At 68.0% G+C, this 23,504-nt stretch carries 23 protein-coding genes; 14 read left to right on the top strand and 9 right to left on the bottom strand.

Translation table 11 applies throughout. From position 1 onward, the window contains the following. Positions 1-287 precede the first annotated feature (287 nt). Positions 288-2,087, top strand: a complete 1,800-nt coding sequence (locus B4L26_RS07310) for a hypothetical protein (protein ID WP_290717545.1) — start codon at positions 288-290, stop codon at positions 2,085-2,087. 164 nt (positions 2,088-2,251) lie between these two features. Then, complete coding sequence (gene groES / locus B4L26_RS07305) at positions 2,252-2,551, top strand: co-chaperone GroES (RefSeq protein WP_290717543.1); 300 nt, start codon at positions 2,252-2,254, stop codon at positions 2,549-2,551. 89 nt (positions 2,552-2,640) lie between these two features. On the opposite strand, the gene B4L26_RS07300 is transcribed toward groES, so the two are convergent. Continuing rightward, positions 2,641-2,937: a WhiB family transcriptional regulator gene (locus tag B4L26_RS07300; RefSeq protein WP_290717541.1), complete on the bottom strand. Its 297-nt coding sequence runs from the start codon at positions 2,935-2,937 to the stop codon at positions 2,641-2,643. Between the two features lie 229 nt (positions 2,938-3,166). Between B4L26_RS07300 and B4L26_RS07295 the strand changes: the two genes are divergently transcribed. The 3 genes from B4L26_RS07295 to B4L26_RS07285 all read left to right on the top strand — a co-directional run bounded on the left by B4L26_RS07295 (position 3,167) and on the right by B4L26_RS07285 (position 5,502). Continuing rightward, positions 3,167-3,982, top strand: a complete 816-nt coding sequence (locus tag B4L26_RS07295) for a hypothetical protein (RefSeq protein WP_290717538.1) — start codon at positions 3,167-3,169, stop codon at positions 3,980-3,982. A gap of 75 nt (positions 3,983-4,057) precedes the next feature. Next, entirely contained in the window at positions 4,058-4,657 is a 600-nt protein-coding gene (locus B4L26_RS07290) for a sigma-70 family RNA polymerase sigma factor (protein ID WP_290717536.1), read from the top strand. Continuing rightward, complete coding sequence (locus B4L26_RS07285) at positions 4,657-5,502, top strand: anti-sigma-D factor RsdA (RefSeq protein ID WP_290717534.1); 846 nt, start codon at positions 4,657-4,659, stop codon at positions 5,500-5,502. The genes B4L26_RS07290 and B4L26_RS07285 overlap by 1 nt, the downstream gene beginning before the upstream one ends. A gap of 108 nt (positions 5,503-5,610) precedes the next feature. Here the strand turns inward: B4L26_RS07285 and B4L26_RS07280 are convergent, their stop codons facing one another. After that, on the bottom strand, positions 5,611-6,003 hold the full coding sequence (locus B4L26_RS07280) for a DUF5319 domain-containing protein (RefSeq protein WP_290717532.1): 393 nt from the start codon (positions 6,001-6,003) through the stop codon (positions 5,611-5,613). A 116-nt stretch (positions 6,004-6,119) separates the two neighbouring features. Between B4L26_RS07280 and guaB the strand changes: the two genes are divergently transcribed. Together guaB and B4L26_RS07270 are read left to right on the top strand one after the other, a co-directional pair. Continuing rightward, positions 6,120-7,631: an IMP dehydrogenase gene (guaB, locus tag B4L26_RS07275; protein WP_290717530.1), complete on the top strand. Its 1,512-nt coding sequence runs from the start codon at positions 6,120-6,122 to the stop codon at positions 7,629-7,631. A gap of 59 nt (positions 7,632-7,690) precedes the next feature. Beyond that, positions 7,691-8,833: a GuaB3 family IMP dehydrogenase-related protein gene (locus B4L26_RS07270; RefSeq protein ID WP_290717528.1), complete on the top strand. Its 1,143-nt coding sequence runs from the start codon at positions 7,691-7,693 to the stop codon at positions 8,831-8,833. A gap of 2 nt (positions 8,834-8,835) precedes the next feature. Here B4L26_RS07270 and B4L26_RS07265 read toward each other — a convergent pair whose 3' ends face one another. Continuing rightward, positions 8,836-9,192, bottom strand: a complete 357-nt coding sequence (locus B4L26_RS07265; protein ID WP_290717526.1) for a hypothetical protein — start codon at positions 9,190-9,192, stop codon at positions 8,836-8,838. A gap of 125 nt (positions 9,193-9,317) precedes the next feature. On the opposite strand from B4L26_RS07265, the gene B4L26_RS07260 reads away from it, so the two are divergent. The 3 genes from B4L26_RS07260 to guaA all read left to right on the top strand — a co-directional run bounded on the left by B4L26_RS07260 (position 9,318) and on the right by guaA (position 13,140). Beyond that, entirely contained in the window at positions 9,318-11,096 is a 1,779-nt protein-coding gene (locus tag B4L26_RS07260) for a GMC family oxidoreductase N-terminal domain-containing protein (protein ID WP_290717523.1), read from the top strand. Beyond that, positions 11,093-11,440, top strand: a complete 348-nt coding sequence (locus tag B4L26_RS07255; protein ID WP_290717521.1) for a DUF1801 domain-containing protein — start codon at positions 11,093-11,095, stop codon at positions 11,438-11,440. The genes B4L26_RS07260 and B4L26_RS07255 overlap by 4 nt, the downstream gene beginning before the upstream one ends. Positions 11,441-11,559: 119 nt before the next feature. Further along, on the top strand, positions 11,560-13,140 hold the full coding sequence (gene guaA, locus B4L26_RS07250) for a glutamine-hydrolyzing GMP synthase (protein ID WP_290717519.1): 1,581 nt from the start codon (positions 11,560-11,562) through the stop codon (positions 13,138-13,140). A 63-nt stretch (positions 13,141-13,203) separates the two neighbouring features. Here guaA and B4L26_RS07245 read toward each other — a convergent pair whose 3' ends face one another. From B4L26_RS07245 to B4L26_RS07220, 6 genes are all read right to left on the bottom strand, one after another. Continuing rightward, positions 13,204-14,355, bottom strand: a complete 1,152-nt coding sequence (locus tag B4L26_RS07245) for a serine/threonine-protein kinase (protein WP_290717517.1) — start codon at positions 14,353-14,355, stop codon at positions 13,204-13,206. After that, a complete protein-coding gene (locus tag B4L26_RS07240) occupies positions 14,352-15,260 on the bottom strand; it encodes a metal ABC transporter permease (RefSeq protein ID WP_290717515.1) in 909 nt (302 codons plus the stop codon). The genes B4L26_RS07245 and B4L26_RS07240 overlap by 4 nt, the downstream gene beginning before the upstream one ends. Next, a complete protein-coding gene (locus tag B4L26_RS07235) occupies positions 15,257-16,000 on the bottom strand; it encodes a metal ABC transporter ATP-binding protein (protein ID WP_290717513.1) in 744 nt (247 codons plus the stop codon). The genes B4L26_RS07240 and B4L26_RS07235 overlap by 4 nt, the downstream gene beginning before the upstream one ends. After that, positions 15,997-16,917: a metal ABC transporter substrate-binding protein gene (locus B4L26_RS07230; protein WP_290717511.1), complete on the bottom strand. Its 921-nt coding sequence runs from the start codon at positions 16,915-16,917 to the stop codon at positions 15,997-15,999. Before B4L26_RS07230 ends, B4L26_RS07235 begins: the two co-directional genes overlap by 4 nt. Positions 16,918-17,011: 94 nt before the next feature. Then, positions 17,012-18,382, bottom strand: a complete 1,371-nt coding sequence (locus B4L26_RS07225) for an LLM class flavin-dependent oxidoreductase (protein WP_290717509.1) — start codon at positions 18,380-18,382, stop codon at positions 17,012-17,014. A gap of 103 nt (positions 18,383-18,485) precedes the next feature. Further along, the gene (locus B4L26_RS07220) at positions 18,486-19,421 is read right to left on the bottom strand and encodes a bile acid:sodium symporter (protein WP_290717552.1); all 936 of its coding nucleotides are present in this window, start codon (positions 19,419-19,421) and stop codon (positions 18,486-18,488) included. 84 nt (positions 19,422-19,505) lie between these two features. Here B4L26_RS07220 and B4L26_RS07215 point away from each other — a divergent pair, with 84 nt between their 5' ends. The 4 genes from B4L26_RS07215 to B4L26_RS07200 all read left to right on the top strand — a co-directional run bounded on the left by B4L26_RS07215 (position 19,506) and on the right by B4L26_RS07200 (position 23,488). After that, positions 19,506-20,537 (top strand): Rv2578c family radical SAM protein, encoded by a 1,032-nt coding sequence (locus B4L26_RS07215; RefSeq protein WP_290717507.1) that lies wholly within the window; start codon positions 19,506-19,508, stop codon positions 20,535-20,537. 171 nt (positions 20,538-20,708) lie between these two features. Continuing rightward, positions 20,709-21,413, top strand: coding sequence for a hypothetical protein (locus B4L26_RS07210; protein ID WP_290717505.1), 705 nt, complete (start codon positions 20,709-20,711; stop codon positions 21,411-21,413). Then, on the top strand, positions 21,410-22,966 hold the full coding sequence (locus B4L26_RS07205) for a DNA polymerase Y family protein (RefSeq protein ID WP_290717503.1): 1,557 nt from the start codon (positions 21,410-21,412) through the stop codon (positions 22,964-22,966). Before B4L26_RS07210 ends, B4L26_RS07205 begins: the two co-directional genes overlap by 4 nt. Positions 22,967-23,056: 90 nt before the next feature. After that, complete coding sequence (locus B4L26_RS07200) at positions 23,057-23,488, top strand: hypothetical protein (RefSeq protein ID WP_290717501.1); 432 nt, start codon at positions 23,057-23,059, stop codon at positions 23,486-23,488. Positions 23,489-23,504 lie beyond the last annotated feature (16 nt).

Genomic DNA, 23,504 nt, shown 5'->3' with positions numbered 1-23,504 from the left:
CGGCCTACGACTTCAACGACGACATCATCGAGCCGGGTGCGCGCTTCTTGGCTGCCATCGCGATGCGGGCGCTGGCGGACCTCGTCGCGTGACGAGATGATGCTGGCGATATCCTGGAGTTCACCTGGGAGTCTCCTGTCAGTCGTGTGAGGTCCTTCACAAGACGCTGGAGATCGTTGTAACGCGACGCTGCCCGTGGGTTAGGCTCCCCTTACAAGAAGACTTACGCAATTCGGGCATGGTCCGGGCGCGATCGATTTTCGGGGGAGCAAGTGGGACGAGCAAGGATGCGGGCGGGAGCGTCGTCGAAGTTGTGGGTGCGCGGAGTCGCCGTGGCGACGCTGAGCGTCTTCGCCATCGCCACCATCACGGGCAACGGCTCGGCCGCCGCCGTCACACAGAACCCTGCGCTGCTGTATCAGAACCAGGTCGCCAAGAAGGCCAAGCCGAAGGCCGAGCCCAAGATGGAGACCTACCAACAGCGCATCGACCGGATCGCCCGGTCACCGCACTCGATGCTGCGCCCGCTGAAGGAGAACGCCGACAAGGCGACGGTGTGCGTCTCCGGTGAGTTCACCACCTTGCGCGTCGTCTACGACTCGCTGTGGGAATCGATCTACCCGATCCTGCCCAGGGAACTGCAGGGGCCCGCGCACGGCGCCAAGGCCGCCGCGCACCGCGACATGGCCAAGATCCACGTCTCGACCCTGGCCGTCTCCGACAACCCGATGGCCCACGGTGCCGACCGGAGCAAGAACGGCGGCGCACGCTACCGCACCGCCACGTCGGCGTGGATCGTCGACAGCCTTCTCAAGATCCGCGACGGCAAGCAGAACGAGGCCATCGCGCTGGAGAACATCACGCTGCAGCAGGCGGTGGAGACAGCGTGGCTCTACCTCTTCGCCACGGTGGTCGCCCCGCTGCGCATCGGTGCCGCGTTCCTCCCGTACAGCGGTGCCGTCCTCGGCGGCGAGGGCGACCTCGTCAGCCTGCCCGGTTCGGCCGGGCCGATCCCGGCCGGGCTGTGGGGCTTCATCACCGGCTACCTCACTGGTCTGACCTCGTACAACACCCTGCTGAACATCGGGTTCGCCGGCTGGCAGCTCGTCGCGACGTACGTGTACCAGGCCATCTCCAACGCGTTCATCAACCAGTGCGTCGCGCGTGTGACCGCGCAGCAGCGCGATGCTGCCGGCAAACCGAGCGACACCGTCAAATACAACATCCCGATCCCGGCGATCATTCAGGGCGCGGCTGACCAGCTCGCGCTCGCCGACGCCCAGACGTGCAAGCCGGTCAGCAGCCTGCCGCTGAGCCGGATCGTGCTGCGGACTTCTGCGCACGTCGAGAGCCTGGCCGTCGGCCCGGCGCAGAAGCGGCAGGTCCGCGACGCCACCCGCGACATCCTGGGGCGGATGCGCGCCATCCGTGTCCCGCACAACCTGATCCCGGCCGATCCGGCTGATTTCAGTCTCAACGAGCAGCTTGCCTCGTTGTTCGCGGGCATCTTCGTCCCGTACGTCGGCGGTGCGCCCTTCGACGTGCTGATCGGTCTGAACAACAACCATGCGAACGGGGCGAACTTCGGTGAGACGGTGTCGCTGGCCGACCTCACGGTGACCAAGACGCTGACCGCCGCGTACTACGTCTACTACTTGTCCCTCTGGCTGTTCGGCCAGATCGGCGGCCAGGTGGAGGGCGCAGTGCTGGGCGCACTCTTCCCGTGGCTACCCGCCGCCGGGGAGCGGGGCGCGGTGTCGATCACCAAGATCCTGGTCGTCTTGGCGAACCTTCCGCTGGTCCACGGCCTGGTGAACTTTCACAACGTCATGCGCTCGATGTGCTTCCGCGAGGACGACACCACCGGTACCGGCCGAGGCGCGCAGTACCGCAAGGACACGGCGAAGATGCCCGAGCCGTTGACCCCGGCGGAGCAGCGGGCGCTGCAGCGCAAACTCAAGGTTCAGCGTGCCAAGGCCAAGCGTCCGAAGAGCCGCAACAGCACTGCGAAGCGCCCGAATAGCACCGAGCCCGTCCAGAACGGGACCAAGTCCGTCCAGAACGGGACCAAGCCGGCCGAGCGCTGACCAGTATCAGCACAGCCCGGCCTTGAGTGCTGGCACTCTCAGGTATAGAGTGCTAGGTGGCACTGCGAAGAGCCCACGTTCACCCGCGACGACGGGGGCTTGTCCGAGCAGGGCCACAAACGTCATCATTTTTCGTTCAGGAATGAAAGTAGAGGACTCACATCGTGGCGAGTGTGAACATCAAGCCGCTTGAGGACAAGATCCTGGTCCAGGCGATCGAGGCTGAGACCACCACCGCTTCTGGCCTGGTGATCCCGGACACGGCGAAGGAAAAGCCCTCCGAGGGCAAGGTCATCGCAGTCGGCCCGGGCCGCTGGGACGACGAGGGCGAGAACCGGATTCCGGTTGACGTCGCCGAGGGCGACACCGTGATCTACAGCAAGTACGGCGGGACCGAGATCAAGTACGACGGTCAGGAGTACCTGATCCTCTCGGCGCGCGACGTGCTCGCGGTCATCGGCTGACCCGACCGCACAGACGACGAGATCCGCCCCGATTCCCGCAAGGGAACCGGGGCGGATCTCTTTGTCTGTGATGTCGGTTGTCTGTGACGTCAGCCGGCGAGGTTTCCGCGCCGACCGCGGCTCTTGAGGATCATCGCGCGCTCTGCCTCGCCCAAGCCGCCCCAGATGCCGTAGGGCTCGCCGACGCGCAGGGCGTGCTCGCGGCACTGCACGAGGACGGGGCAGGCGTGGCACAGTTCCTTGGCGCGCTGCTCGCGGCGCAGCCGAGCGTTGCCGCGCTCGCCGTCGGGGTGGAAGAAGACAGACGACGCGGCACCGCGGCAGGTGCCGAGGCGCTGCCAATCCCAGATATCGGCGTTGGGTCCGGGCAGGTGGGGGATCGACATGGCGCGCCTCCTTGTGAGTTCTTTGCGGGCCCCTTATGGCCCTATCCGAGTGCCCTTGTGGGGCGCTCGTGGGGCCACAGTAAACAGCCGAACCGACGTAAGTCAATTTCGTGAATGTGTGATCTTTGCTAGCAAAAATTGGCATGGATTTAACGTTTGCGTTACTGGTCAGAAGCTTTTCAATCTGATACTAAAAGGCGGTCCAAAAGCGTCGGATAACGTATTCCGGATGGGCGATCCAACGGTGGCGCGGGAGTTGTGGGAGCGTGCCGTGGCACTCGGCGCGGCCGGCGCGGTCGCGCGGGCGAAATCGATTCTCGACGATGCTGATGCGGTGGTCGGTTCCTCGCGCAACCCCCTCGGTCAGGCGGTGCGCTCGCTCGGGCAGAGCACACGCGCCTCGTGGCTGCGGCAGTCCGGCCGTCACGTTGCCGCACAGGGGCCCGACGGCCGTGCCGCCCTCATTGCCGCTCGGGCCTTCGCTGCGCTACGCGACGGCGAATGGGTGCGTGCCGCCCTCGGCGACGCCCTCATCGGATTGGCGGCCGATAACCTCGGACTCGGGCGGTTTGATGCGTCGACGCGACTGCTCGTCCGCGCCGGCGAGGTCTTGGGGTTGCCCGGCGAGGGGCCTACGGGCGAATGGATCGTCGCGGGCCGGGTCGCGCTGCGGTGGCACTGGGTCAGCGCCGAGAACGCGCTCTACCGCGGTGACCCCGCAACAGGTCAGAGGCGGGCCCAGGAGGCGCAGCGTCTCGCGGCGGACTGCCCGTCGACACACCACCGGATAAAGACGCGGCTCATCGTCGCGGCCGCGACCGCCGCGAGTGGTGATCTCGATGCCTCGCAGGATGCAGCGCGCACCGTCGTCGACGACGCCGAGCAGGCCGGGCTTACACCGCTGCGGTGGGCCGGATGGCAGCTGATCGCCGGAATCGCCCCGTCGGAGCGGGCACACCGGGAGATCGAGGAGACGACTGCTCTATTGCGTGCAACCGGGTTTTTCCCCGGCTCGGGATTCGGTGCCGACGCCGCCGACGTCTAGGGTGGACCTGAATGGTCGCGCGGGTAGGCCCTCCCGCCTGCGATGAGTCGTGTAACACGGGGACTGCAACTGACGATGAAACTGACAGGTGACGCTTTCGACGCCGCCGTCTTGGCAGCCAGCCAGGGCGACCGTGAGGCGCTTGCCACCGTTCTCGAGAGTGTGCAGGAACCGCTTCTGCGCTACTGCCGGGGACGGATCGGGGTCGGGGAACGTCATTTGTTCTCCGCAGATGACGTTGCGCAGGAGGCATTGATGGCGGTGATGACGGCACTGCCCCGTTATCGCGACGAGGGGCGGCCATTCCTCGCATTCGCCTACGGTATTGCTTCGCACAAGGTTGCTGACGCGCTCCGGGTGGCTGGCCGGTCCAAGGCCGACCCCACCGACGAAATGCCCGAACAAATCAACTTCTCCGACAGCCCCGAGCAGCGAGCCATCGATGCTGAGGGCAACCGTCGGATGTCGGCCCTGCTGGCGACGCTGCCCGAGAAGCAGCGCGAGATCCTCGTGTTGCGCCTCATCGTCGGGCTGTCCGCCGACGAGACCGCCGTCGCCGTGGACTCCACGGCCGGCGCCGTCCGAGTGGCCCAACACCGTGCGCTGACGAAGCTGCGCGGCGAGCTGACCAACCACCGCGACAAGACCTACCAAGATCAGAAAGAGCAACGCTGATGAGGGATTACACGCCCGCCGAGCTCGGTGACTCCGTCGCCGGACTCGACATCGCCAACATCACCCGCGATGAGGAGATGGTGGAGGCACTCGGCCTCGGCCTGCCGGTCGTCGCCGAGACCCAGGCGGACTTCGACCTGGCCGAGCTGCTCACCGATTGGCGCGCCGACGTGCTCGCCGCACCGGTCGAGTACGAGGTCACCGTCGACGACGTCGAACGCGCCATCGTCGCGAGTTCGGTTTCGCGCGAGTCCGCGCCCAAGATGCGCCGCCATCTGCGACTCATCGCCGGTGCCGCCGCGATCGTCGGCGTCGCGCTCGGTGGACTCACCGTGCTCTCCGAAGGTGCCAACCCCAACGATCCGTTGTGGGGCATCAAGAAGGTCGTCTTCAAGGACCAGGCCGTGCAGACGCAGGCCACCTACTCCGCCCAGATCAACCTGGAGCAGGCGGAGAAGCTGCTCGCCGCCGGCAAGCCGCACGAGGCCAAGCAACTGCTCAACCGTGCCCGGGCGAACCTCGCACCGGTGAGCGACGAGCAGACGCGCAGCCAGCTGCACGCGTGGGTCGACCGTCTGTCGGCATCGGCCGAGTCGGCCATCAAGGCTGCGACCCCGGTCGTGCCCAAGAAGGCGAAGAAGGCGCCCGCGCCCAAGCCCGCCCCGCAGGTCACCGACAACATGCCGCAGTACGTGCCGCCGCCCGCGCCGCACTGGACTCCGGCACCGCAACAGCAGCAGGCTCCGGAGCCCCGCCAGGCCCCGCAGCCCAAGCCGGCGCCGCAGCGTCCGCATCAGGGTGGCGGGCACCAGCCGCGCCCGCCGATCACGATCCTGCCGAACTAGGGTCGCGAAGCAAGGAGCCAGCACCGTTTCGTCAACCCCGCATCGATTGATGTCGGGTTGACGAAACGGTGCTGGTTTGTGCGCAGCTGCGTGTGACGACGGGGCGGGTCAGTGGCGGTGGCGCCGGCCGCGGTGGGCTTGACCGTCGGCATAGCCGCGGCAGTAATCCCACGTGACGTAATCCTCGGGGCGCGGGTCCACCGCGGGCTCGTGCGGACGGACCGTGCCGTCGGCGAGGAGCTGCTGCAGGTTGGCGCGCAGCATGTCCCAGTCGTGGTAGTGGTCCTCGTTGCAGTCGTCGCACATGACGACCAGCCCACGGACGCCGCGTGGCATCAGCAAGGACTCGTATACGGCAAGGTCGGCCAGGTCCTCTTCGACGGCGAGCCGCTCGGCGAGGTCCAGCGGGATGCCGGGCTCGACGGCGTCGAGCACCCCGGCGGGGTCGCTCGGGTCGTCGGCGAACGGGTCCGGCGGCAAGCCGGGATACTGGTCGTGCACGCCTCTACCGTAACCGATCACCCCGGTGTTGACCGCACGGCGCACCCCTGTGACCGGCGGCGTTTCGCGCGGTGGGAGGTCGGCGGGGCGTTATGCGGGCCCGCTAAGATGGGCCAATGGTGACTGTGCGGACTGGTGGCGACGATCCGGCCAAGGTAGCGATGCTCGGCTTGACCTTCGACGATGTGCTGCTGCTGCCCGCCGCATCCGACGTCATCCCGTCCGACGTTGAAACCTCCTCGCGGCTGACCCGGTCGATCTCCCTGCGCGTGCCTCTCGTCTCGTCGGCTATGGACACCGTCACCGAGGCGCGCATGGCCATCGCGATGGCACGGGCCGGCGGCATGGGCGTGCTCCACCGCAACCTGTCGGTGGCCGCGCAGGCCTCCCAAGTGGAGACGGTCAAGCGCTCTGAGGCCGGCATGGTGACCGACCCGGTGACGTGCTCCCCGGCGCACACCCTCGCCGAGGTCGACGCGATGTGCGCGCGCTACCGGATCTCCGGGCTCCCCGTCGTCGACGACAAGGGCGAGCTCGTCGGCATCATCACCAACCGCGACATGCGGTTCGAGGTCGACCAGAAGCGGGCCGTCGCCGACGTGATGACGCCGGCGCCGTTGATCACGGCGCAGGAGGGTGTGTCCGCGGACGCCGCTCTGAACCTGTTGCGGCGGCACAAGATCGAGAAGCTCCCGATCGTCGATGGTGCGGGTCGGCTCACCGGCCTGATCACGGTCAAGGACTTCGTCAAGACCGAGCAGCACCCGTTGGCGACGAAGGATGCCGACGGCCGGCTCCTCGTCGGCGCCGCGGTCGGGGCCGGTGACGAGGCGTGGACGCGGGCGATGACGCTGACCGACGCCGGCGTCGACGTGCTCGTCGTCGACAGTGCACACGGGCATTCGCGCGGGGTGCTCGACATGATTGGCAAGCTCAAGGCAGAGATCGGCGACCGTGTGCAGATCGTCGGCGGCAACGTCGCCACGCGATCGGGTGCCCAGGCACTGATCGACGCCGGTGTGGATGCGGTGAAGGTGGGCGTGGGCCCCGGCTCCATCTGCACGACGCGCGTCGTCGCCGGGGTGGGTGCCCCGCAGATCACCGCCATTCTTGAGGCCGTCGCCGCGTGCCGGGCCTCCGACACACCGGTCATCGCCGACGGCGGCCTGCAGTACTCCGGCGACATCGCCAAGGCCCTTGCGGCGGGCGCGTCCACCGCGATGCTCGGGTCGCTGCTGGCTGGTACCGCCGAGTCGCCCGGCGAACTGATCCTCGTCAACGGCAAGCAGTTCAAGAGCTACCGGGGCATGGGGTCGCTGGGTGCCATGCAGGGCCGCGGCCAGGGCAAGTCGTATTCGAAGGACCGCTACTTCCAGGACGACGTGCTCTCCGAGGAGAAGCTCGTGCCCGAGGGCATCGAGGGTCGTGTGCCGTTCCGCGGCCCGCTCGGCGAGGTGATCCACCAGCTCGTTGGTGGCCTGCGCGCCGCGATGGGTTACACCGGTTCGGCCTCCATCGAGGACCTGCAGCGGGCCCAGTTCGTGCAGATCACGGCGGCGGGCCTCAAGGAATCCCATCCGCACGACGTGACACTGACCGCCGAAGCGCCCAACTACTATTCTCGCTGACCGGTTCGACCGGTATTCAAAGGTGAAGCCGCCCGGCAGGGCAGGAAGGCGCGACCGTCGTGCGTGATCTAGTGGAGTTTGGGATGGGCCGGACCGCTCGTCGGACCTACGAGCTGGAGGACATCAGCATCGTTCCGTCACGGCGGACCCGCTCGTCCAAGGACGTCTCGACGGCGTGGCAGATCGACGCCTACCGCTTCGCCGCGCCGATCCTGTCCCATCCCACCGACGCGCTCGTGTCGCCGGACAGCGCGATCGAACTCGGCCGACTCGGTGCGCTCGGCGTCCTCAACGGCGAGGGCCTGTGGGCGCGGCACGCCGATGCCGACGCAAAGATCGCCGCGTTGCGCGACGTCGCCGAGAACGACCCGGACCCGAGTGCTGCGACCCGATTCCTGCAGCACCTGCACTCAGCGCCGATCGATACGGGATTGCTCGCGCAGGCCGTTTCCCGGATCCGTGAATCCGGGGTGACCACCGCCGTGCGGGTCAGCCCGCAGCACGCACCCGAATTGACGCCGACGTTGCTCAAGGCCGGCGTCGAACTGCTCGTGGTGCACGGCACGATCATCTCCGCCGAGCACGTCGTCGCCGGGGGCGGGGAGCCGCTGAACCTCAAGACGTTCATCGCCGACCTCGACGTCCCGGTGATCGCCGGTGGCGTCCACGACCATCGGACCGCCTTGCACCTGATGCGCACCGGCGCGGCCGGCGTCATCGTCGGCTACGGCGCAACGGAGTTCTGCACTACGACCAACGACGTGCTGGGCATCGGCGTCCCGATGGCGACCGCGATCGCCGACGCTGCCGCCGCCCGTCGCGACTACCTCGACGAGACCGGCGGGCGGTACGTGCACGTGCTGGCCGATGGTGACATCAACACCTCGGGCGACCTCGCCAAGGCGATCGCATGCGGTGCGGACTCCGCGGTGCTCGGTACGCCGCTGGCCAGTGCGGCGAGCGCCCCGGGCGGCGGGTGGTACTGGACATCGGCGGCGGCCCACCCCGACACCCCTCGCGGCTCGATGCTGCAGATCGCCGAAGCGGACGACCGGCGCCCCCTCGAGCAGATCCTCACCGGTCCGTCCGACGATCCGTTCGGCGGGCTCAACCTCGTCGGCGGTCTGCGCCGATCGATGGCCAAGGCAGGGTACAGCGACCTCAAGGAGTTCCAGAAGGTCGGGCTCTCCGTCCGCGCCTGACGTCACTCCGGACGCAGCGCGTCGGTTGCGGGGAACGGCAGGTCGTAGCGATCGGGGTTGGCGCCGACCGCGGAAGCGGCACCGTATTCGTCGGCGAGGACGACGATCCCTCGTGGGCTCGTCTCCGCGACCCGCACGGGCCGCTCACGACCGTCGTCGAGTCGCAACACCCATCGATCGGCGAGGTAGCCGATTCCCAACTCGTCGAGCATCTCCTCGGCGTCGAGCCAATCGACCGGGTCGGACGTGCGCTCCCGGCCGAGGAGGTCGAACACGCGGAAGCCGTCGCCGTCGGGACAGATCCACCCGATCGGCTCCCGGTCGGTCCGGCGGTGTTCGATCCAATCTTGGGGTAGCACGCTACCGAGGGTAGCCACGGTCGCATTGGTGGTGCCCGGCACGCCATGGAAGCTCGTGCGGCGCAATGTGTGCTGGATCACCAGGTGTGACAATGTCCGATGTGACACCGGGCTATGATCGGCTCATGTCTCGCAGCCCACAAGACAGTCATTTCGACGTGCTCATCATCGGTTCCGGATTCGGCGGCAGTGTCACCGCGCTCCGGTTGACGGAGAAGGGGTACCGCGTCGGCGTCATCGAAGCGGGTCGCCGCTTCACCGACGACCAGTTCGCCAAGACGAGTTGGCGAGTGCGGAAGTTCGTCTGGGCACCGAAGCTCGGCCTCCTCGGTATCCAGCGCATCCACCTGCTCAAGGACGTCATGATCCTTGCCGGCTCGGGTGTGGGCGGTGGATCGTTGAATTACGCGAACACCCTGTACAAGCCGCCGTCGCCGTTCTTCAACGACAAGCAGTGGGCCCACATCACCGACTGGGAGTCGGAACTGAGCCCGCACTACGACCAGGCGACGCGAATGCTCGGCGTCGTCAAGAATCCGACGTTCACCAACTCCGACCGGATCATCAAAGAGGTCGCCGAGGATATGGGCGTCGCCGACACCTTCGTGACGACGCCGGTCGGCGTCTTCTTCGGGGCGAAGACCGGTGGCAACGGCGCGCCCGGCGAGACCGTGCCCGACCCGTACTTTGGCGGTGCCGGTCCCACGCGCACCGCGTGCACCGAATGCGGCTCGTGCATGACCGGCTGTCGCGTCGGCGCCAAGAACACTCTCGTCAAGAACTACCTCGGTTTGGCGGAATCGGCCGGTGCGCAGGTCATCGAGCGCACCACCGTCGACGGTCTGTGCCAGCGTCCCGACGGCAAGTGGGAGGTGTCGACGCACGGCTCGTCGTCGTGGGGTCCCTTCGGTGCCCGCAAGCGGACCTTCACCGCTGACAACGTCGTTATGGCGGCGGGCACGTTCAACACGCAGAAGCTCATGCACGCGGCCAAGGGGTCGACGCTGCCGAAGATTTCAGATGCGATGGGGGTGCTGACCCGCACGAACTCGGAGTCGATCCTCGGCGCCATGGCGAGCAAGGTGGACCCGCAGTCGGACTTCTCCGAAGGTGTCGCGATCACCTCGTCGTTCCATCCCGACGACTCCACGCACATCGAGCCCGTCCGTTACGGCAAGGGCTCCAATGCGATGGCCTACCTGCAGACGGTGTTGACCGACGGTGGGACGCGTGCCCACCGCCTCGGCCAATTGCTGCGCGTCCTGGTGACTCGTCCGTGGCTGCTCGGGCGGCTGTTGGTGCCCCGCCAGTGGAGCCAGAAGACCGTTATCGCCCTGGTGATGCAGTCGTCGGACAACTCGCTGACGACCTTCGTCCGCAAGCGCGGCCCCTTCAAGTACGTGACCAGTCGCCAAGGCCACGGCGAGCCGAATCCGACGTGGATCCCGGCCGGCAACGAGGCGACGCGACTGATGGCCGAGAAGCTGCCCGGCGGCCTCGCCGGCGGCACGTGGGGCGATGTCTTCAACATCCCTCTCACTGCCCACTACCTGGGTGGATGCGTCATCTCCGACGATCCGACCAGTGGCGTCATCGACCCGTACCACCGCGTGTGGAATTACCCTTCGCTCTACGTCGTCGACGGTGCTTCGATCACCGCGAACCTCGGGGTGAACCCGTCGCTGTCGATCAGCGCCCAGGCCGAGCGTGCCGCGTCGCTGTGGCCGAACAAGGGCGAGGCCGACCTGCGTCCCGATCAGGGGCAGGCATATGTGCGGATTGACCCGGTCGCGCCCGTCGCGCCGGTCGTCCCCGCTGATGCGCCGGGTGGCTTGCGCCTGACGATCACGCCGGTGGCCGCCAAGGCTCCGAAGGCGAAAGCGCCCGAGAAGGCGGCTGGGTGAGCGCTGATTGGCGCGCGGCCCGGGTCGAGGAGATCCGCGGACTGATCCTGGGAGCCGACGCCGGCATCGTCGAAGAGGTGAAGTGGCGCAAGCCGTCCAACCCCGACGGTGTGCCGACGTTCAGCGCGTCGGGCCTGGTCTGCACGCTTGAGACGTACAAGGACAAGGTGAAGGTCACGTTCGCCAAGGGTGCGTCGCTGCCCGACCCCGAGCACGTCTTCAACGCCAGCCTCACCGCCGGGACGCGTCGCGCCGTCGACGTCGGGGAGGGTGACGTGCTTAATGCCGACGCTTTTGTCGAGTTGATCCGCGCCGCCGTCGCGCTCAACGAGTCGAAGGACTAAAACCACCACCATGCTGCCAATCGCCGGATCGATGTTGGGTTGACGAAACGGTGAGGGGTTCAGACGTGCGACCCGACGCCAGTCCGACCGTCGGCGTGGGCCCCCACTAGACTCGACCCGTGCCCAACACCGCTACCGGCAACCCGCGTCCCGTCCTCGTCGTCGACTTCGGCGCGCAGTATGCGCAGCTCATCGCACGGCGCGTGCGCGAGGCGCGAATCTACTCCGAGGTGATCGCCCACGACGCTCCGATCGAGGAGTTTGCGGCCAAGAACCCGGCCGCGCTCGTGCTTTCGGGCGGGCCGGCGTCGGTGTACGCGGAAGACGCGGCAACGCTCAACCCGGCCATCCTCGAGCTCGGCGTCCCCGTGTTCGGCATCTGCTACGGCTTCCAGGCGATGGCGCAGGCCCTCGGCGGCACCGTCGCCAACACCGGCGGGCGCGAATTCGGCCGCACCATGTTGGCTTGCTCGGGCGGCATCCTGCACGGCGGTCTCGGCGAGACGCAGCCGGTGTGGATGAGCCACAACGACGCGGTGCAGGTCGCGCCCGACGGCTTCGTTGTCACGGGTTCGACCCCCGGGGCGCCGGTCGCGGCCTTCGAGAATCCCGACGCCAAGATGGCCGGCGTCCAATACCACCCCGAGGTCCTGCACAGCCCCCACGGCCAGGAAGTCCTCACCCGCTTCCTCTACGAGATCGCCGGCTTGAAGCCGACGTGGACCGCCGCCAACATCGCCGAATCGCTCGTCGCCTCGGTGCGCGAACAGATCGGCGACGACGGGCTGGCCATCTGCGGCCTGTCCGGCGGAGTGGATTCCGCGGTGGCGGCTGCGCTGGTGCAGCGCGCCATCGGCGACCGGCTGACCTGCGTCTTCGTCGACCACGGCCTGTTGCGGGCCGGTGAGCGCGAGCAAGTCCAGAACGACTTCGTGACCGCGACGGGCGCGCGGCTGGTCACCGTCGACGCTGCCGACACCTTCCTCGCCGAACTCGCTGGGCAGTCCGATCCCGAGGCTAAGCGCAAGATCATCGGCCGCGAGTTCATCCGCTCCTTCGAGGGCGCGGTCAGCGAAGTCCTCGGCGAGCGCGCGGCAACGGGGGAGAAGGTCGAATACCTCGTCCAGGGCACCCTGTACCCCGACGTCGTCGAGTCTGGTGGCGGCAGCGGCACCGCGAACATCAAGAGCCACCACAACGTCGGCGGCCTGCCCGACGACCTCGAGTTCAGCCTCGTCGAACCGCTGCGCCTGCTCTTCAAAGACGAAGTCCGGGCCGTCGGCCGTGAACTCGGCCTGCCCGAGGAGATCGTCGCCCGCCAGCCGTTCCCCGGCCCCGGCCTGGCCATCCGCATCGTCGGCGAGGTCACCGCCGACCGCCTGGACTTGCTGCGCCGAGCCGATGCCATCGCCCGCGAGGAACTCACCGCAGCCGGTCTCGACGGTCAGATCTGGCAATGCCCCGTCGTCCTGCTCGCCGACGTGAGAAGTGTTGGCGTGCAAGGTGATTCACGGACCTACGGCCACCCGATCGTCCTGCGCCCGGTGTCGAGCGAAGACGCCATGACCGCGGACTGGACGCGGGTGCCCTACGAGGCGCTCGAGACGATCTCCACCCGCATCACCAACGAAGTGCCCGAGGTCAACCGCGTCGTCCTCGACGTGACCAGCAAGCCGCCGGGGACCATCGAGTGGGAGTGACTCCCCGTCGGCGGTGAGAACTGCCGCTCGGAGTGGGCAAATCAGAGTGCTGAGACTGCCGTTCTACAGCGCCATGATCAAGATCAGCACGACGACGAGCACGGCCGCCGACACCGCTGACATCACCAGCGTCCGGTGTGCCAGGAAACGCCGCTGCCAGGCCGGCGGACGCGACGTCGCGGCGCGCGGGGGATAGGCCATCGGCATCGCACGTGGTGGCGGGGGCGGTGCGGGCAAAGAGGACCGCGCATAGGACCCGGTGCTCAGTCGCGGTGCCTGCGGCGTCGTGAGCGCCCACACCGGAACCGCGCCGTCGGCCCGGCGGATGCGTCCTTCCAGGACCTGCGCGGGCGTGGTGTGGTTGTACGTGGCGACGAGGCCGGCCAGCTGGTCGCGCACCTGCGCCATCGTCGGCCGCTTCGACGGTCCGGGGGTGAGCATCGCCAACAGGATGGGCTCGAGCGGTCCCGCCTTCTGCGGCGGCCGGATCTGCGCACGGGCAACCCGGTCCAGCAGTGCGGGAACGTCGTCGGAGACGCCGAACGGCGGCTCGCCCTCGACCATCGTGTAAATCGTCGCGCCCAGTGAGTACACGTCGGACGCGTCGCCCGGCGCCGATCCGCGGGCCACCTCGGGCGCGAAGTACGCGGGCGTACCGGATACGAGATCGTCGTCGAGCTCGGTCTCCTCATGCTTGAGGTAGGCGATGCCGAAGTCGGTGAGTTTCACGTGCCCCGCATCGGGACCCTTCCCGGTGATCAGGATGTTGCCGGGCTTGATGTCGCGGTGGACGATCCCCGCGGCATGTGCCTGTGTCATCGCGGCGGCGAGTTGCGCGCCGATCTGTGCGGCATCGATGAAGCTCAGCGTCCCGACGGTGTGCAGGATCTGCGCGACGCTGCGCGACGGGGCGTACTCCATCACCAACCAGGGTGTTCCGTAGTCGATCACCACGTCGTGGACGGCGACGGCATTGTCGTGCGACAACCGTGCCGCGATGCGCCCCTCGCGCAGCGCCTTGCTGCGGATCAGATCGGCACTCTCCTCGGACAATCCGTCGAGGGAGATGATGCGCTTGCAGGCCACGTCACGGTGCAGCAACTGGTCTTTGGCGAGCCAGACCGAGCCCATCCCGCCGTCGCCGATGCGCGAGTGCAGTCGATAGCGCCCGGCCACCAGAAGATCGGGGCCGGGGACACGGTGCGCGGTGGTCATCCCGCTGAGTATAGGTCGGACCGCGTGACCGGTTCCGGTCCGCGCCCCGCTGCACCGGCGCGGGCGCGCACCCATCCGGTGAGCACGCCGCGATCGGGTGCGAAGAGGTAGACCAGGAAGAACAGTGCGCCCTGCGTGAGCACCACCATGCCGCCGGTCGAGGTGTTGGCGTAGAAGGAGATATACAGGCCGACGATGCCGCAGACTACGGCGAATGCCGGCGCGAGGACCAGCATGGTCCGGAAGCGATCGGTGAGGAGGTAGGCGGTGGCCCCGGGGATGATGAGCATCGCGACGACCAGCACGATCCCGACGACCTGCAGCGCGGTGACCGCCGTGAGCGCCAGCAGTCCGAGCAGCGTCGCGCCGATCAGCCGGGGGTTCATGCCGATCGCAAAGGCGTGGGTGGGGTCGAAGGCGTACAGCGTGAAATCACGGCGCTTGAGGATCAGCACCGCGGCGACGATGGCGCCGAGGATCGCGATCTGCAGCAGGTCCGACGTGGAGACGCCCAGCAGGTTGCCGAAGATGATGTGGTTCAGGTCAGTCTGACTCGGGGTCACCGAGATCAGCACCAAACCGAGCGCGAACAATGTCGTGAACACGATTCCGATGGCGGCGTCTTCCTTCACCCGCCCCTGGTCGCGCACCGCGCCGATCAGAGCGACGGCGAGGAAGCCGAAGATGACGGCCCCCACCGCGAACGGCGCCCCGACGATGTAGGCGAGCACGACGCCGGGCAGCACGGCGTGCGACACGGCGTCGCCCATCAGCGACCAGCCGATGAGCACCAGCCAGCACGACAGCAGCGCACATACGGTCGAGGCGATCAGCGTCGCCAACAGCGCGTTGGTCATGAACCCGAACCGGAACGGCTCGGCGAAGAATTCGATCAGCCCGCTCATCGTCGTGCCCTCCGGTGTTCGAGTGGGTCGAGCCCGAATGCCCGTACCAGGTTGTTGGGCATCACGACCTCGGCGGGATCGCCGTGGGCGAGGACCCGCCGGTGCAGGAGGATTGCCTGATCGGCCAGGTCGGGCACCGAGTGCAGGTCGTGGGTGGAGATGAGGACCGTCGAACCGGCTGCCGCCTCCTCGCGCAGCAGCGCGGTGATCGAGGCTTCGGACCGCTTGTCGACGCCGGCGAACGGCTCGTCGAGCAGTAGGACCTGCGCGTCCTGCGCAATCGCGCGTGCGACGAACGCCCGTTTGCGTTGGCCGCCGGAGAGTCGGCCGATCTGTCGGTGCTGGAGGTCGGCGAGTTCGACGCGGTCGAGTGCGGCGGCGACGGCTTCCCGGTCGGCGCGCCGCGGCCGTCGAGTGAAGCCGAGATGCCCGTAGCGGCCGGTCATCACGACGTCGCGCACCGACAGCGGGAACGTCCAGTCGATGTCCTCGGACTGTGGGACATAACTGACGACGCCCTTCTTGCGCGCGTCTGCCGGTGTCATCCCGCAGATCGTGACACTGCCCGATTGCGGGGTGACCATGCCCATGATCGTCTTGAACAGCGTCGACTTGCCGGAACCGTTCATCCCGATCAGCGCACAGACGGTGCCGCGAGGCACGTCGATGCTGACGTCGTCGAGCGCGTGGACCTCGCCGTAGCTCACGGTTGCCGATCGCACTTGCAGGGCGTCGCTCACTGCGCGTTCCTCCCGGTGAGGCCGTCGACGATGGTGCGGGCGTCGTGACGGATGAGGTCGAGGTAGGTGGGCACGGGACCGTCGGCCAGTGACAGCGAGTCGACGTAGAGGATGCCGCCGAAGCGAGCGCCCGACGCCGCCGCGACGCGCTGCATGGCTTTGTCGGAGACGGTGGACTCGCAGAACACCGCCGGGACCCGCTGGGCGCGCACGAAGTCGATAGTCGCCGCGACCTGCCGCGGGACCGCCTGCTGCTCGGCGTTCACCGGCCAGATGTACGCCTCGGTCAGGCCGGTGTCTCGGGCCAGGTAGGAGAACGCCCCTTCGCAGGTCACGAGCGCCCGCTCGTTGACGGGCAGGGTGCGCAACGAGGTGACCAGGTCGTGCTGGACGTCGCGCAGCTGCTGCTTGTAGGCGGCGGCGTTCGCGCGGAACACAGGAGCACCGTCGGGGTCGATGCGGATGAACGCTTTGACGATGTTGTCGACGTAGGTCTCGACGTTCAGCGGGCTCATCCATGCGTGCGGATTCGGCTTGCCCGCGTACGCGTCGGAAGCGATGGGGATCGGGACGACACCGTTGGAGGCGTCGATGCTCGGCGCGGGCAAGTCGTCGGTGAACTGGTCGAACCACCTGTCCAGGCCCAATCCGTTGCGGATGACCAGGACCGCACCGGCGGCCTTGCGCACGTCGCCGGGGGTCGGCTCGTATCCGTGGATCTCCGCACCGGACTTGGTGATGGATTCGACGGTGAGCCGGTCCCCGGCGACGTTGGCGGCGATGTCGGCCAGGACGGTGAACGTCGTGACGACGACGGGCTTGCCCGATGCGTCGCGGGCCTCCCGGGGGAGTGTGCACCCGGCCAGCAGCACTGCGGCGACCACCGCGGCAGTCCACCAGCCGAGCACTTTCGCCATTCCAATACTCTAACTTCGGTTAGCCGAAATTAGAAGTCGGAGCTCGATACGTCCGCTCATTCGTTGCGGAGCACTCGACCACCGAGAGGCTCGATCACGCGCCCAGACGGATCTCCTCGCCTCGGATGTCGGCGGGCAGGTCATCGTGCGGATCGCCGAGGCCCAGGTGCTCGCGCAGCGTCGTCCCCTCGTATTCGGTGCGGAACAGGCCGCGGCGGCGCAGCTCGGGTACGACGTAGTCGACGAACTCGTTGAACGTTCCCGGTGCCTGCGCGCTGGACACGATGAAACCGTCGGCCTCCCCACCGCGGAACGACTCCTCGATCTGATCGGCGACGTCGGAAGCGGCACCCACGAACTGCGGCAGCAGGACACCCTGCGCGTAGAGCTTTCCGATGTCTCGCAGGGTGAGGCTGTCGCGCTGCGAGAGGCGCCGCGCCACGTCGAACAGGCCCTGCGTGCCGCTCACCACGACGTCCTCGACGGGTGCGTCGAGGTCGTACTGCGAGAAGTCGTGATCGGTGTGCACCGACAATGTGATGAGACCGGAGATGGGATCGGCGAGCTCGTTGTGGAAGGCCTGCTTCTCACGGGCGATGGACTCGGTCTCGCCGATGAACGGGATGAACGACGGAAAGACCTTCACGTGGTCGGGATTGCGCCCGAAGTTCGATGCGCGACTCTTCACGTCGTCGTAGTAGGCCTTGCGGCCCTCCGGCGTCGGGTCGATCTCGAAAATCGCCTCGGCCCAGCGGGCCGCGAAGTTGCGGCCGGTGTCCGATGAGCCGGCCTGGATGAGGACCGGCCGATGCTGCGGCGAGCGTGGCTGGTTGAGCGGCCCGCGTGTGCGGTAGTGGTCACCGGCATGGTCGACGGTGTGGATCTTCGACGGGTCGGCCCACACGCCGGTGGCCTTGTCGGCCGTCACCGCGTCGGCATCCCAACTCGACCACAGTTTGATGGCCGTCGACACGAACTCCTCGGCCCGGGTGTAGCGCTCGTCGTGCGCGACGTGCTCGTCGAACCCGAAGTTCTGCGCCTCCGCCTGGGAGAGCGAGGTGACGATGTTCCACGCGATACGGCCGCGGGTCAGATGATCCAGCGATCCGAAGACGCGCGCGAGCTCGTATGGGTGGAAGTAGGTCGTCGACTTGGTTACCGCGATGCCCAGGCGGGTGGTGACCGCGCCGATGCTCGCCGCGACGAGGCTGGGGTCGATGGTCGCGGCGGCCTGCGTGCCACGGCGGAACGGCTCGGACTGGTCGCCGCCGAACCGCACGGGTGCCGCGAGCAGGTCGGCGAAGAACGCGAAGTCGAAAGTGCCGCGCTCCAGGATGCGGCCGATGCGGTGGTAGTGGTCGGGTCCGAAGTAGTCGGTCTCCGAGCCGGGGTGGCGCCACGCGGCGTGCGAATGGGTGACGGGTGAGGCGATTAGAAAGCCTCCGAGGTGCAGCTGGCGGGTCATCGGATGTCCTTTGGTCGGGGTGTGCGACCATCCAATCCCGGTGGTGTCACGCGGGTCGATCTTGTGCCCGCGCTGATTGGAACGGGGTGTCGGGGAAATACGGCTAGCGGACCAACCGGGGGATCGCGCGGACGTAGACGACCATCCCGACCATCTCGACGAGGGTCTGTGCGACGACGGCGGCTGCAGCCAGCTCGTACCCGGTGGGCAGGGCGAGAGCGAGTGGTAGTACGACCAGGGAATTGCGGGTCGCGCCGGAGAAGGCGACGGCACGGGAGGCCGGGACGTCGAGGCGCAACAGCCCAGCGACGGCTTTGCCGGCGAGTGGCATGACGACGAGGAACGCGGCGTACACGACGATCACCGGGGCCAGTGCGCCGAGGTTGCCGTCGATCCGAGGGATTTGCGATGCGACGACGACGGCCAGCACTACGGCCATCAACGGCACCATCAGCGCACCTGCTCCGGTGGCGACCCTCTGTCCGGCCCGAGTGCGCGCCGACCAAGCCTGGGTCAGCCAGGCCAGAGCCAGCGGGATGACGATCAGGAAGACAAATGCCCGCAGGAACGGCCCGACGTCGACGATCTCGCGCAGGTCGTCGCCGAGGAAGAGGGTCAGATACAGCGGTAGGAGCGCCATCTGCAGGAGCAGCAGCAGCGGCGTCGCGCTCAGCAGACGACGGTTGTCGCCGTCGGCGAGACCGGTGAAGACGATGACGTAGTCGACGCACGGGCACAGCAAGACGAGTAGGACGCCGACGCTGATCGCCTCCTGTGTGGGCAGGAATGCGAACAGGACTGCGACGACCAGCGGTACGACGACGAAGTTGACCGTCAGGATCGCCGCGAGGAACCGCCCGTCGCGAAGCGAGCGCGCGAGATCACGGGCGGGGACCTGCAGGAACGTCACGTACAGCAGTGCGCCGAGGGCTGGGTTGATCGCGTGCTCGAGAACCGGGCCGGTGCGGGGGGCCGAGAACCCGATGACCGCGCCGAGCGCCATCGACAGCAGGTAGACCGCGATCTGGTGGCGCTCCATCCGCTCGATCACGCGTCCAACGGTATCGGCCGCTGGAAGCGCCGTCATGTTGACAGCAGTTAGAACATGTGTTCGCATGGGGGCATGCGGTGGGCTGATCAGACGATCCAGGTCGACGACGGTGCCCTGCCCGGGCTGGGCCGCGACGACCTCGTGCGCACGGTCACGACGCCGGAGTTCGCCGGCATCACGTTCCACGAGGTGTTGTGCCGCTCGCTGCTCAACCCGGTTCCGGTGTCCTCGGGCATGCCCTTTCGCTTCAGCATCAACACTTTCCGCGGATGCACCCACGCCTGCCGCTACTGCTTCGCGCGGTCGACACACACGTACCTCGACTTCGACGCCGGGGAGGATTTCGACAAGCAGATCGTCGTGAAGCTCAACGCCGCCGCGGTGCTGCGAAAGGAACTGCGGCGGCGGTCGTGGCAGCGCGAGGTCGTGGCGCTGGGCACCAACACCGATCCTTATCAGCGCGCGGAGGGACGCTATCGGTTGATGCCGCCGGTCATCGGTGCGCTCGCCTCGTCGGGCACCCCGTTCTCGATCCTGACCAAGGGAACGCTCCTGGCGCGCGACCTGCCGCTGCTGCGACAGGCCGCCGATGTCGTCGACGTGTCGGTGTCAGTGTCATTGTCGATGGTCGACGGGGAGTTGGCCGGACAACTCGACCCGGGCGCACCCTCGCCGCGGGCGCGGTTGGCGCTCATTCGGGAGATCGCCGACGCCGGGTTGGCGCCGCACGTGATGGTGGCTCCGGTGGTCCCGTATCTGACCGATTCGACTGCCCAGCTCGATGCGCTCCTGGCTGGCCTGGCGGCGGCCGGTGCGGTCAGCGTGTCGGCGATCCCGATGCACCTGCGGCCCGGCGCCAGGGAGTGGTTCCTGCAGTGGCTGGCCGATGAGCACCCAGCGCTGCTGCGGCGGTATCGGGCGCTCTACGGACGGGGTTCGTACGTGTCCGCCGAGTACTCCGCCAGACTCGCAGATCGGTTGCGGCCACTGGTGTCCCACCATGGTCTGGCTGGTCGTTCCGGACCCGTGTCCGACGTTGCGCCGGCGGTGGTTGCGACCGTGGCGTCCAGACCTGCGACGATGGCGGAACCGACCCTCTTTTAGGTTGTTGACCTGCGGAAACAATCACTCTTGCGCATTGTCGGACCCTGGGTCTACAGTCTGGATATCGAATAAATATTCGATGCGCCGGTATCTTCCCGACCGGCTTCACGAGTGGTTCGTCGAGCGTGATTCACCGGCTCGACGACTGCGTGGAAACGGTCGGGAGAAGACATGGGTGAAGCAGCAATCGACCCCGCGATCGCGCAACTGCGCCAAGCGATGTCACGGATGTCGACGACGACAGGGGGTGCGGCACCACGGGTGGATCCGGACACCAGACCGGGGGAAGACGGTCTGGTCCCCGACGTCCTGTCGGTACCGGAAAACCTCGCCGAACTGTTCCCTCAGGGCGGGCTGGCGCGGGGGAGTGTGGTGTCGGCCTCGGGTGCCGGGTCGCTGCTGCTGTCGATGATCGCAGCCAGCAGCGGGGCCGGCGCGCAAGTGGCGGTCGTCGGGTTGTCCCGGCTGAGCATGCTCGCGGCCGCGGAGATGGGTGCCGACCTGTCGCGCATCGCCCTCGTCGCCGACCCCGGGTCGGATCCGCTGCAGATCGCGACGGTTCTGCTCGACGGAATAGACCTGGTGGTCCTAGGACTGGACGGGATGTCGGTGCCGCCGTCGCGCGCAAAGGTCCTCGCCGCCCGGGCACGCCGCAACTCGTCGGTGCTGCTGGTCGTCGGTGGTCAGTGGCCTGGTGCTGCGGCACACCTGTCGGCCCGGGTGAGCCGCTATCGCACGGCGACGCCGGGCGGATCGGACCCGGCGCCCGGTGCCTGCGGGTACGGCCGGATCGGCGGATGGGACCTGTCGGTCTCGTTGCGTTCGCGCAGCCGCCCGCCGCGCAGCGCCACGGTTGCTGCTGGGGCACGACGATGAGCCGTCGGACCATGGCCCTGTGGGCCCCGGATTGGCCGGCGATCGCCGCCGCCACCGAGCGGGACCTCCCGCCCGACACCCCGATCGCGGTGCTTGCCGCGAATCGGGTCGTCGCCTGCTCTCTACCCGCTCGGCGCGCGGGCATCCGCCGCGGCATGCGCAAGAGGCAGGCGCAGTCGAATTGCCCGGAACTGGTCGTCATCCCCGACGACCCCGACCGCGACGGGCGGCTGTTCGCGCCGATCGTCACGGCGGTCACCGCGATCCTGCCCTCGACCGAGGTGTTGCGGCCCGGGCTGGTGGCGGCACCGTCGTCGGGGATGCGCTACTTCGGCTCCGAGGAGAACCTGGCCGCCGCCGTCGTCGAGGCGGTCGCCGACGTGGGTGCCGAGGTGCAGATCGGGATCGCCGATGAGATGTTCACTGCGGTACTCGCCGCCCGCCGGGAGTGCCTCGTCGCGCCGGGGGGCGACGCGGAGTTCTTGGCGGGGCTGCCGATCCGGGAGCTGGGCGTCGAGCCCAGCCTCGGCGGTGACTCGCGCACTGAACTGGTGGACCTGCTGTGGCGCTTGGGGCTGCGCACGCTGGGGGCGTTCGCCTCACTGGCCGCCGCCGACGTGGGCGCTCGGTTCGACGCCGATGCCGTCGTCGCCCACCGGCAGGCGTCGGGGAAACCGGGCCGCGCGCCATCGGCAGTACCGCCCCCGCCGGAACTCACCGTCGTCTATCCCTGCGACCCGCCGGTCGAGCGCATCGATGCCGCGGCGTTCCTCGCGCGGCGCCTCGCCGCACAGCTGCACGAACGGCTGACCGCGGCGACGGTGTCGTGCACACGCCTGGCAGTGCACGCGAGAACTGAACGGGGGCAAGAGAATTCGCGTATCTGGTGTTGTGCACTGCCGTTGACGCCGGAGGCGACCGCCGACCGGGTGCGCTGGCAGCTCGAGGGGTGGCTGACCGAGGGTGCCACCGGCGCGGGAGAGGGGCCGGACTCGCCGATCGTCGAACTGGTGCTGGAGCCGGTGGAGGTGTCCACCGGGATGGGGTTGCAATACGAGTTTGCCGGAGGCGGCGAGGCGCCTGACGGTCCGCGCGCCGATCGCATCCGCCGCGCACTGGTCCGGGTGCAGGGGCTGCTGGGTGCTGACGCGGTGATGGTCCCGGTCCGCAGCGGCGGCCGGGGGCCGGCGGAGCAGATCACCCTGGTCCCCGTCGGGGAGTCGGCGGTACCGGCGCGACCGCTCGGCGCGCCATGGCCGTCGCGGCTGCCAGAGCCGACGCCGGCCGTGCTGGTCGACGCGCCGGTGGACGTGTGCGACTCCACCGGGCATCCGGTCGGGGTGACTGCACGCGGTGTGTTCACCGGTGAGCCGGTGTCGGTCGCGGCAGGGCGGCACAGCTGGTCGGTGCAGTGGTGGGCGGGTCCGTGGCCGTGCGGACTGCCCGGCGACGAGGTGCTGGCCCGAGCCCAAGTGCTGCTCGACGACGATCGGGCATTGCTGCTGCGCTTCGGTGCCGGGGATCGGTGGCGGGTGGAGGGCGTCTACGAGTAGGTGACTGGAACGAATCCGAGTAGTGCGTTACCCGTGCGCCCCCCATGATCGTCGGCGGACTCTGGAGGAATGCGAAAGGCGGTGAGGGCGATGAAAATCCTGCGGTATGCCGTCGCCGGGACGGCGGCGGTAGCGGCACCGGTGGTGGTCACGACCCCGATCGTCAACGCGCTGACGATGGGCACGTCGTGGGTTCGTGTGGATGCCGTGGACAACGGGAACGAGACGGTGACGCTGCGCGTCGCCAACCTCGACAGACAGAATGCGATCACCTGCGCGGTCGCGCTGAGCGACGCCGAGTCGGGGGCATCGCTCCGTTCCGATCTGCTCGCGGTACACGTGGATCTTGCGCCGGGTGGGTCGACGACGAGGACGCGCGATACCGAGCCCGGTCACTATCGGGTCGGAGTGCGCTGCGACAACGACCGTTGGCGGTACACGGTTGCGCCGGGCGGCCTGTTCACTGTCTCGGCAAAGCGTGCTGAAGCAGGCGTCTTGCGCGGTGCGATCGGCAGAGCGTAACCGAAGGTAGATTGGT

This window comes from Gordonia sp. UBA7599, from assembly GCA_002477755.1.
In the GTDB taxonomy this organism is placed as follows: domain Bacteria; phylum Actinomycetota; class Actinomycetes; order Mycobacteriales; family Mycobacteriaceae; genus Gordonia.
Note: the sequence above shows the minus strand (reverse complement) of the source record. Positions and strands in the feature narration are given on the sequence as shown.

Bases quoted from the DNA above. Each gene is read 5' to 3' on its own strand.
- B4L26_RS07310 (WP_290717545.1), top strand. From the start codon at position 288: ATGCGGGCGGGAGCGTCGTCGAAGTTGTGGGTGCGCGGAGTCGCCGTG.
- B4L26_RS07300 (WP_290717541.1), bottom strand. From the start codon at position 2,937: ATGTCGATCCCCCACCTGCCCGGACCCAACGCCGATATCTGGGATTGG.
- B4L26_RS07295 (WP_290717538.1), top strand. From the start codon at position 3,167: ATGGGCGATCCAACGGTGGCGCGGGAGTTGTGGGAGCGTGCCGTGGCA.
- B4L26_RS07290 (WP_290717536.1), top strand. From the start codon at position 4,058: ATGAAACTGACAGGTGACGCTTTCGACGCCGCCGTCTTGGCAGCCAGC.
- B4L26_RS07285 (WP_290717534.1), top strand. From the start codon at position 4,657: ATGAGGGATTACACGCCCGCCGAGCTCGGTGACTCCGTCGCCGGACTC.
- guaB (WP_290717530.1), top strand. From the start codon at position 6,120: ATGGTGACTGTGCGGACTGGTGGCGACGATCCGGCCAAGGTAGCGATG.
- B4L26_RS07260 (WP_290717523.1), top strand. From the start codon at position 9,318: ATGTCTCGCAGCCCACAAGACAGTCATTTCGACGTGCTCATCATCGGT.
- B4L26_RS07245 (WP_290717517.1), bottom strand. From the start codon at position 14,355: ATGACCACCGCGCACCGTGTCCCCGGCCCCGATCTTCTGGTGGCCGGG.
- B4L26_RS07240 (WP_290717515.1), bottom strand. From the start codon at position 15,260: ATGAGCGGGCTGATCGAATTCTTCGCCGAGCCGTTCCGGTTCGGGTTC.
- B4L26_RS07230 (WP_290717511.1), bottom strand. From the start codon at position 16,917: ATGGCGAAAGTGCTCGGCTGGTGGACTGCCGCGGTGGTCGCCGCAGTG.
- B4L26_RS07225 (WP_290717509.1), bottom strand. From the start codon at position 18,382: ATGACCCGCCAGCTGCACCTCGGAGGCTTTCTAATCGCCTCACCCGTC.
- B4L26_RS07220 (WP_290717552.1), bottom strand. From the start codon at position 19,421: ATGGAGCGCCACCAGATCGCGGTCTACCTGCTGTCGATGGCGCTCGGC.
- B4L26_RS07215 (WP_290717507.1), top strand. From the start codon at position 19,506: ATGCGGTGGGCTGATCAGACGATCCAGGTCGACGACGGTGCCCTGCCC.
- B4L26_RS07210 (WP_290717505.1), top strand. From the start codon at position 20,709: ATGGGTGAAGCAGCAATCGACCCCGCGATCGCGCAACTGCGCCAAGCG.
- B4L26_RS07205 (WP_290717503.1), top strand. From the start codon at position 21,410: ATGAGCCGTCGGACCATGGCCCTGTGGGCCCCGGATTGGCCGGCGATC.
- B4L26_RS07200 (WP_290717501.1), top strand. From the start codon at position 23,057: ATGAAAATCCTGCGGTATGCCGTCGCCGGGACGGCGGCGGTAGCGGCA.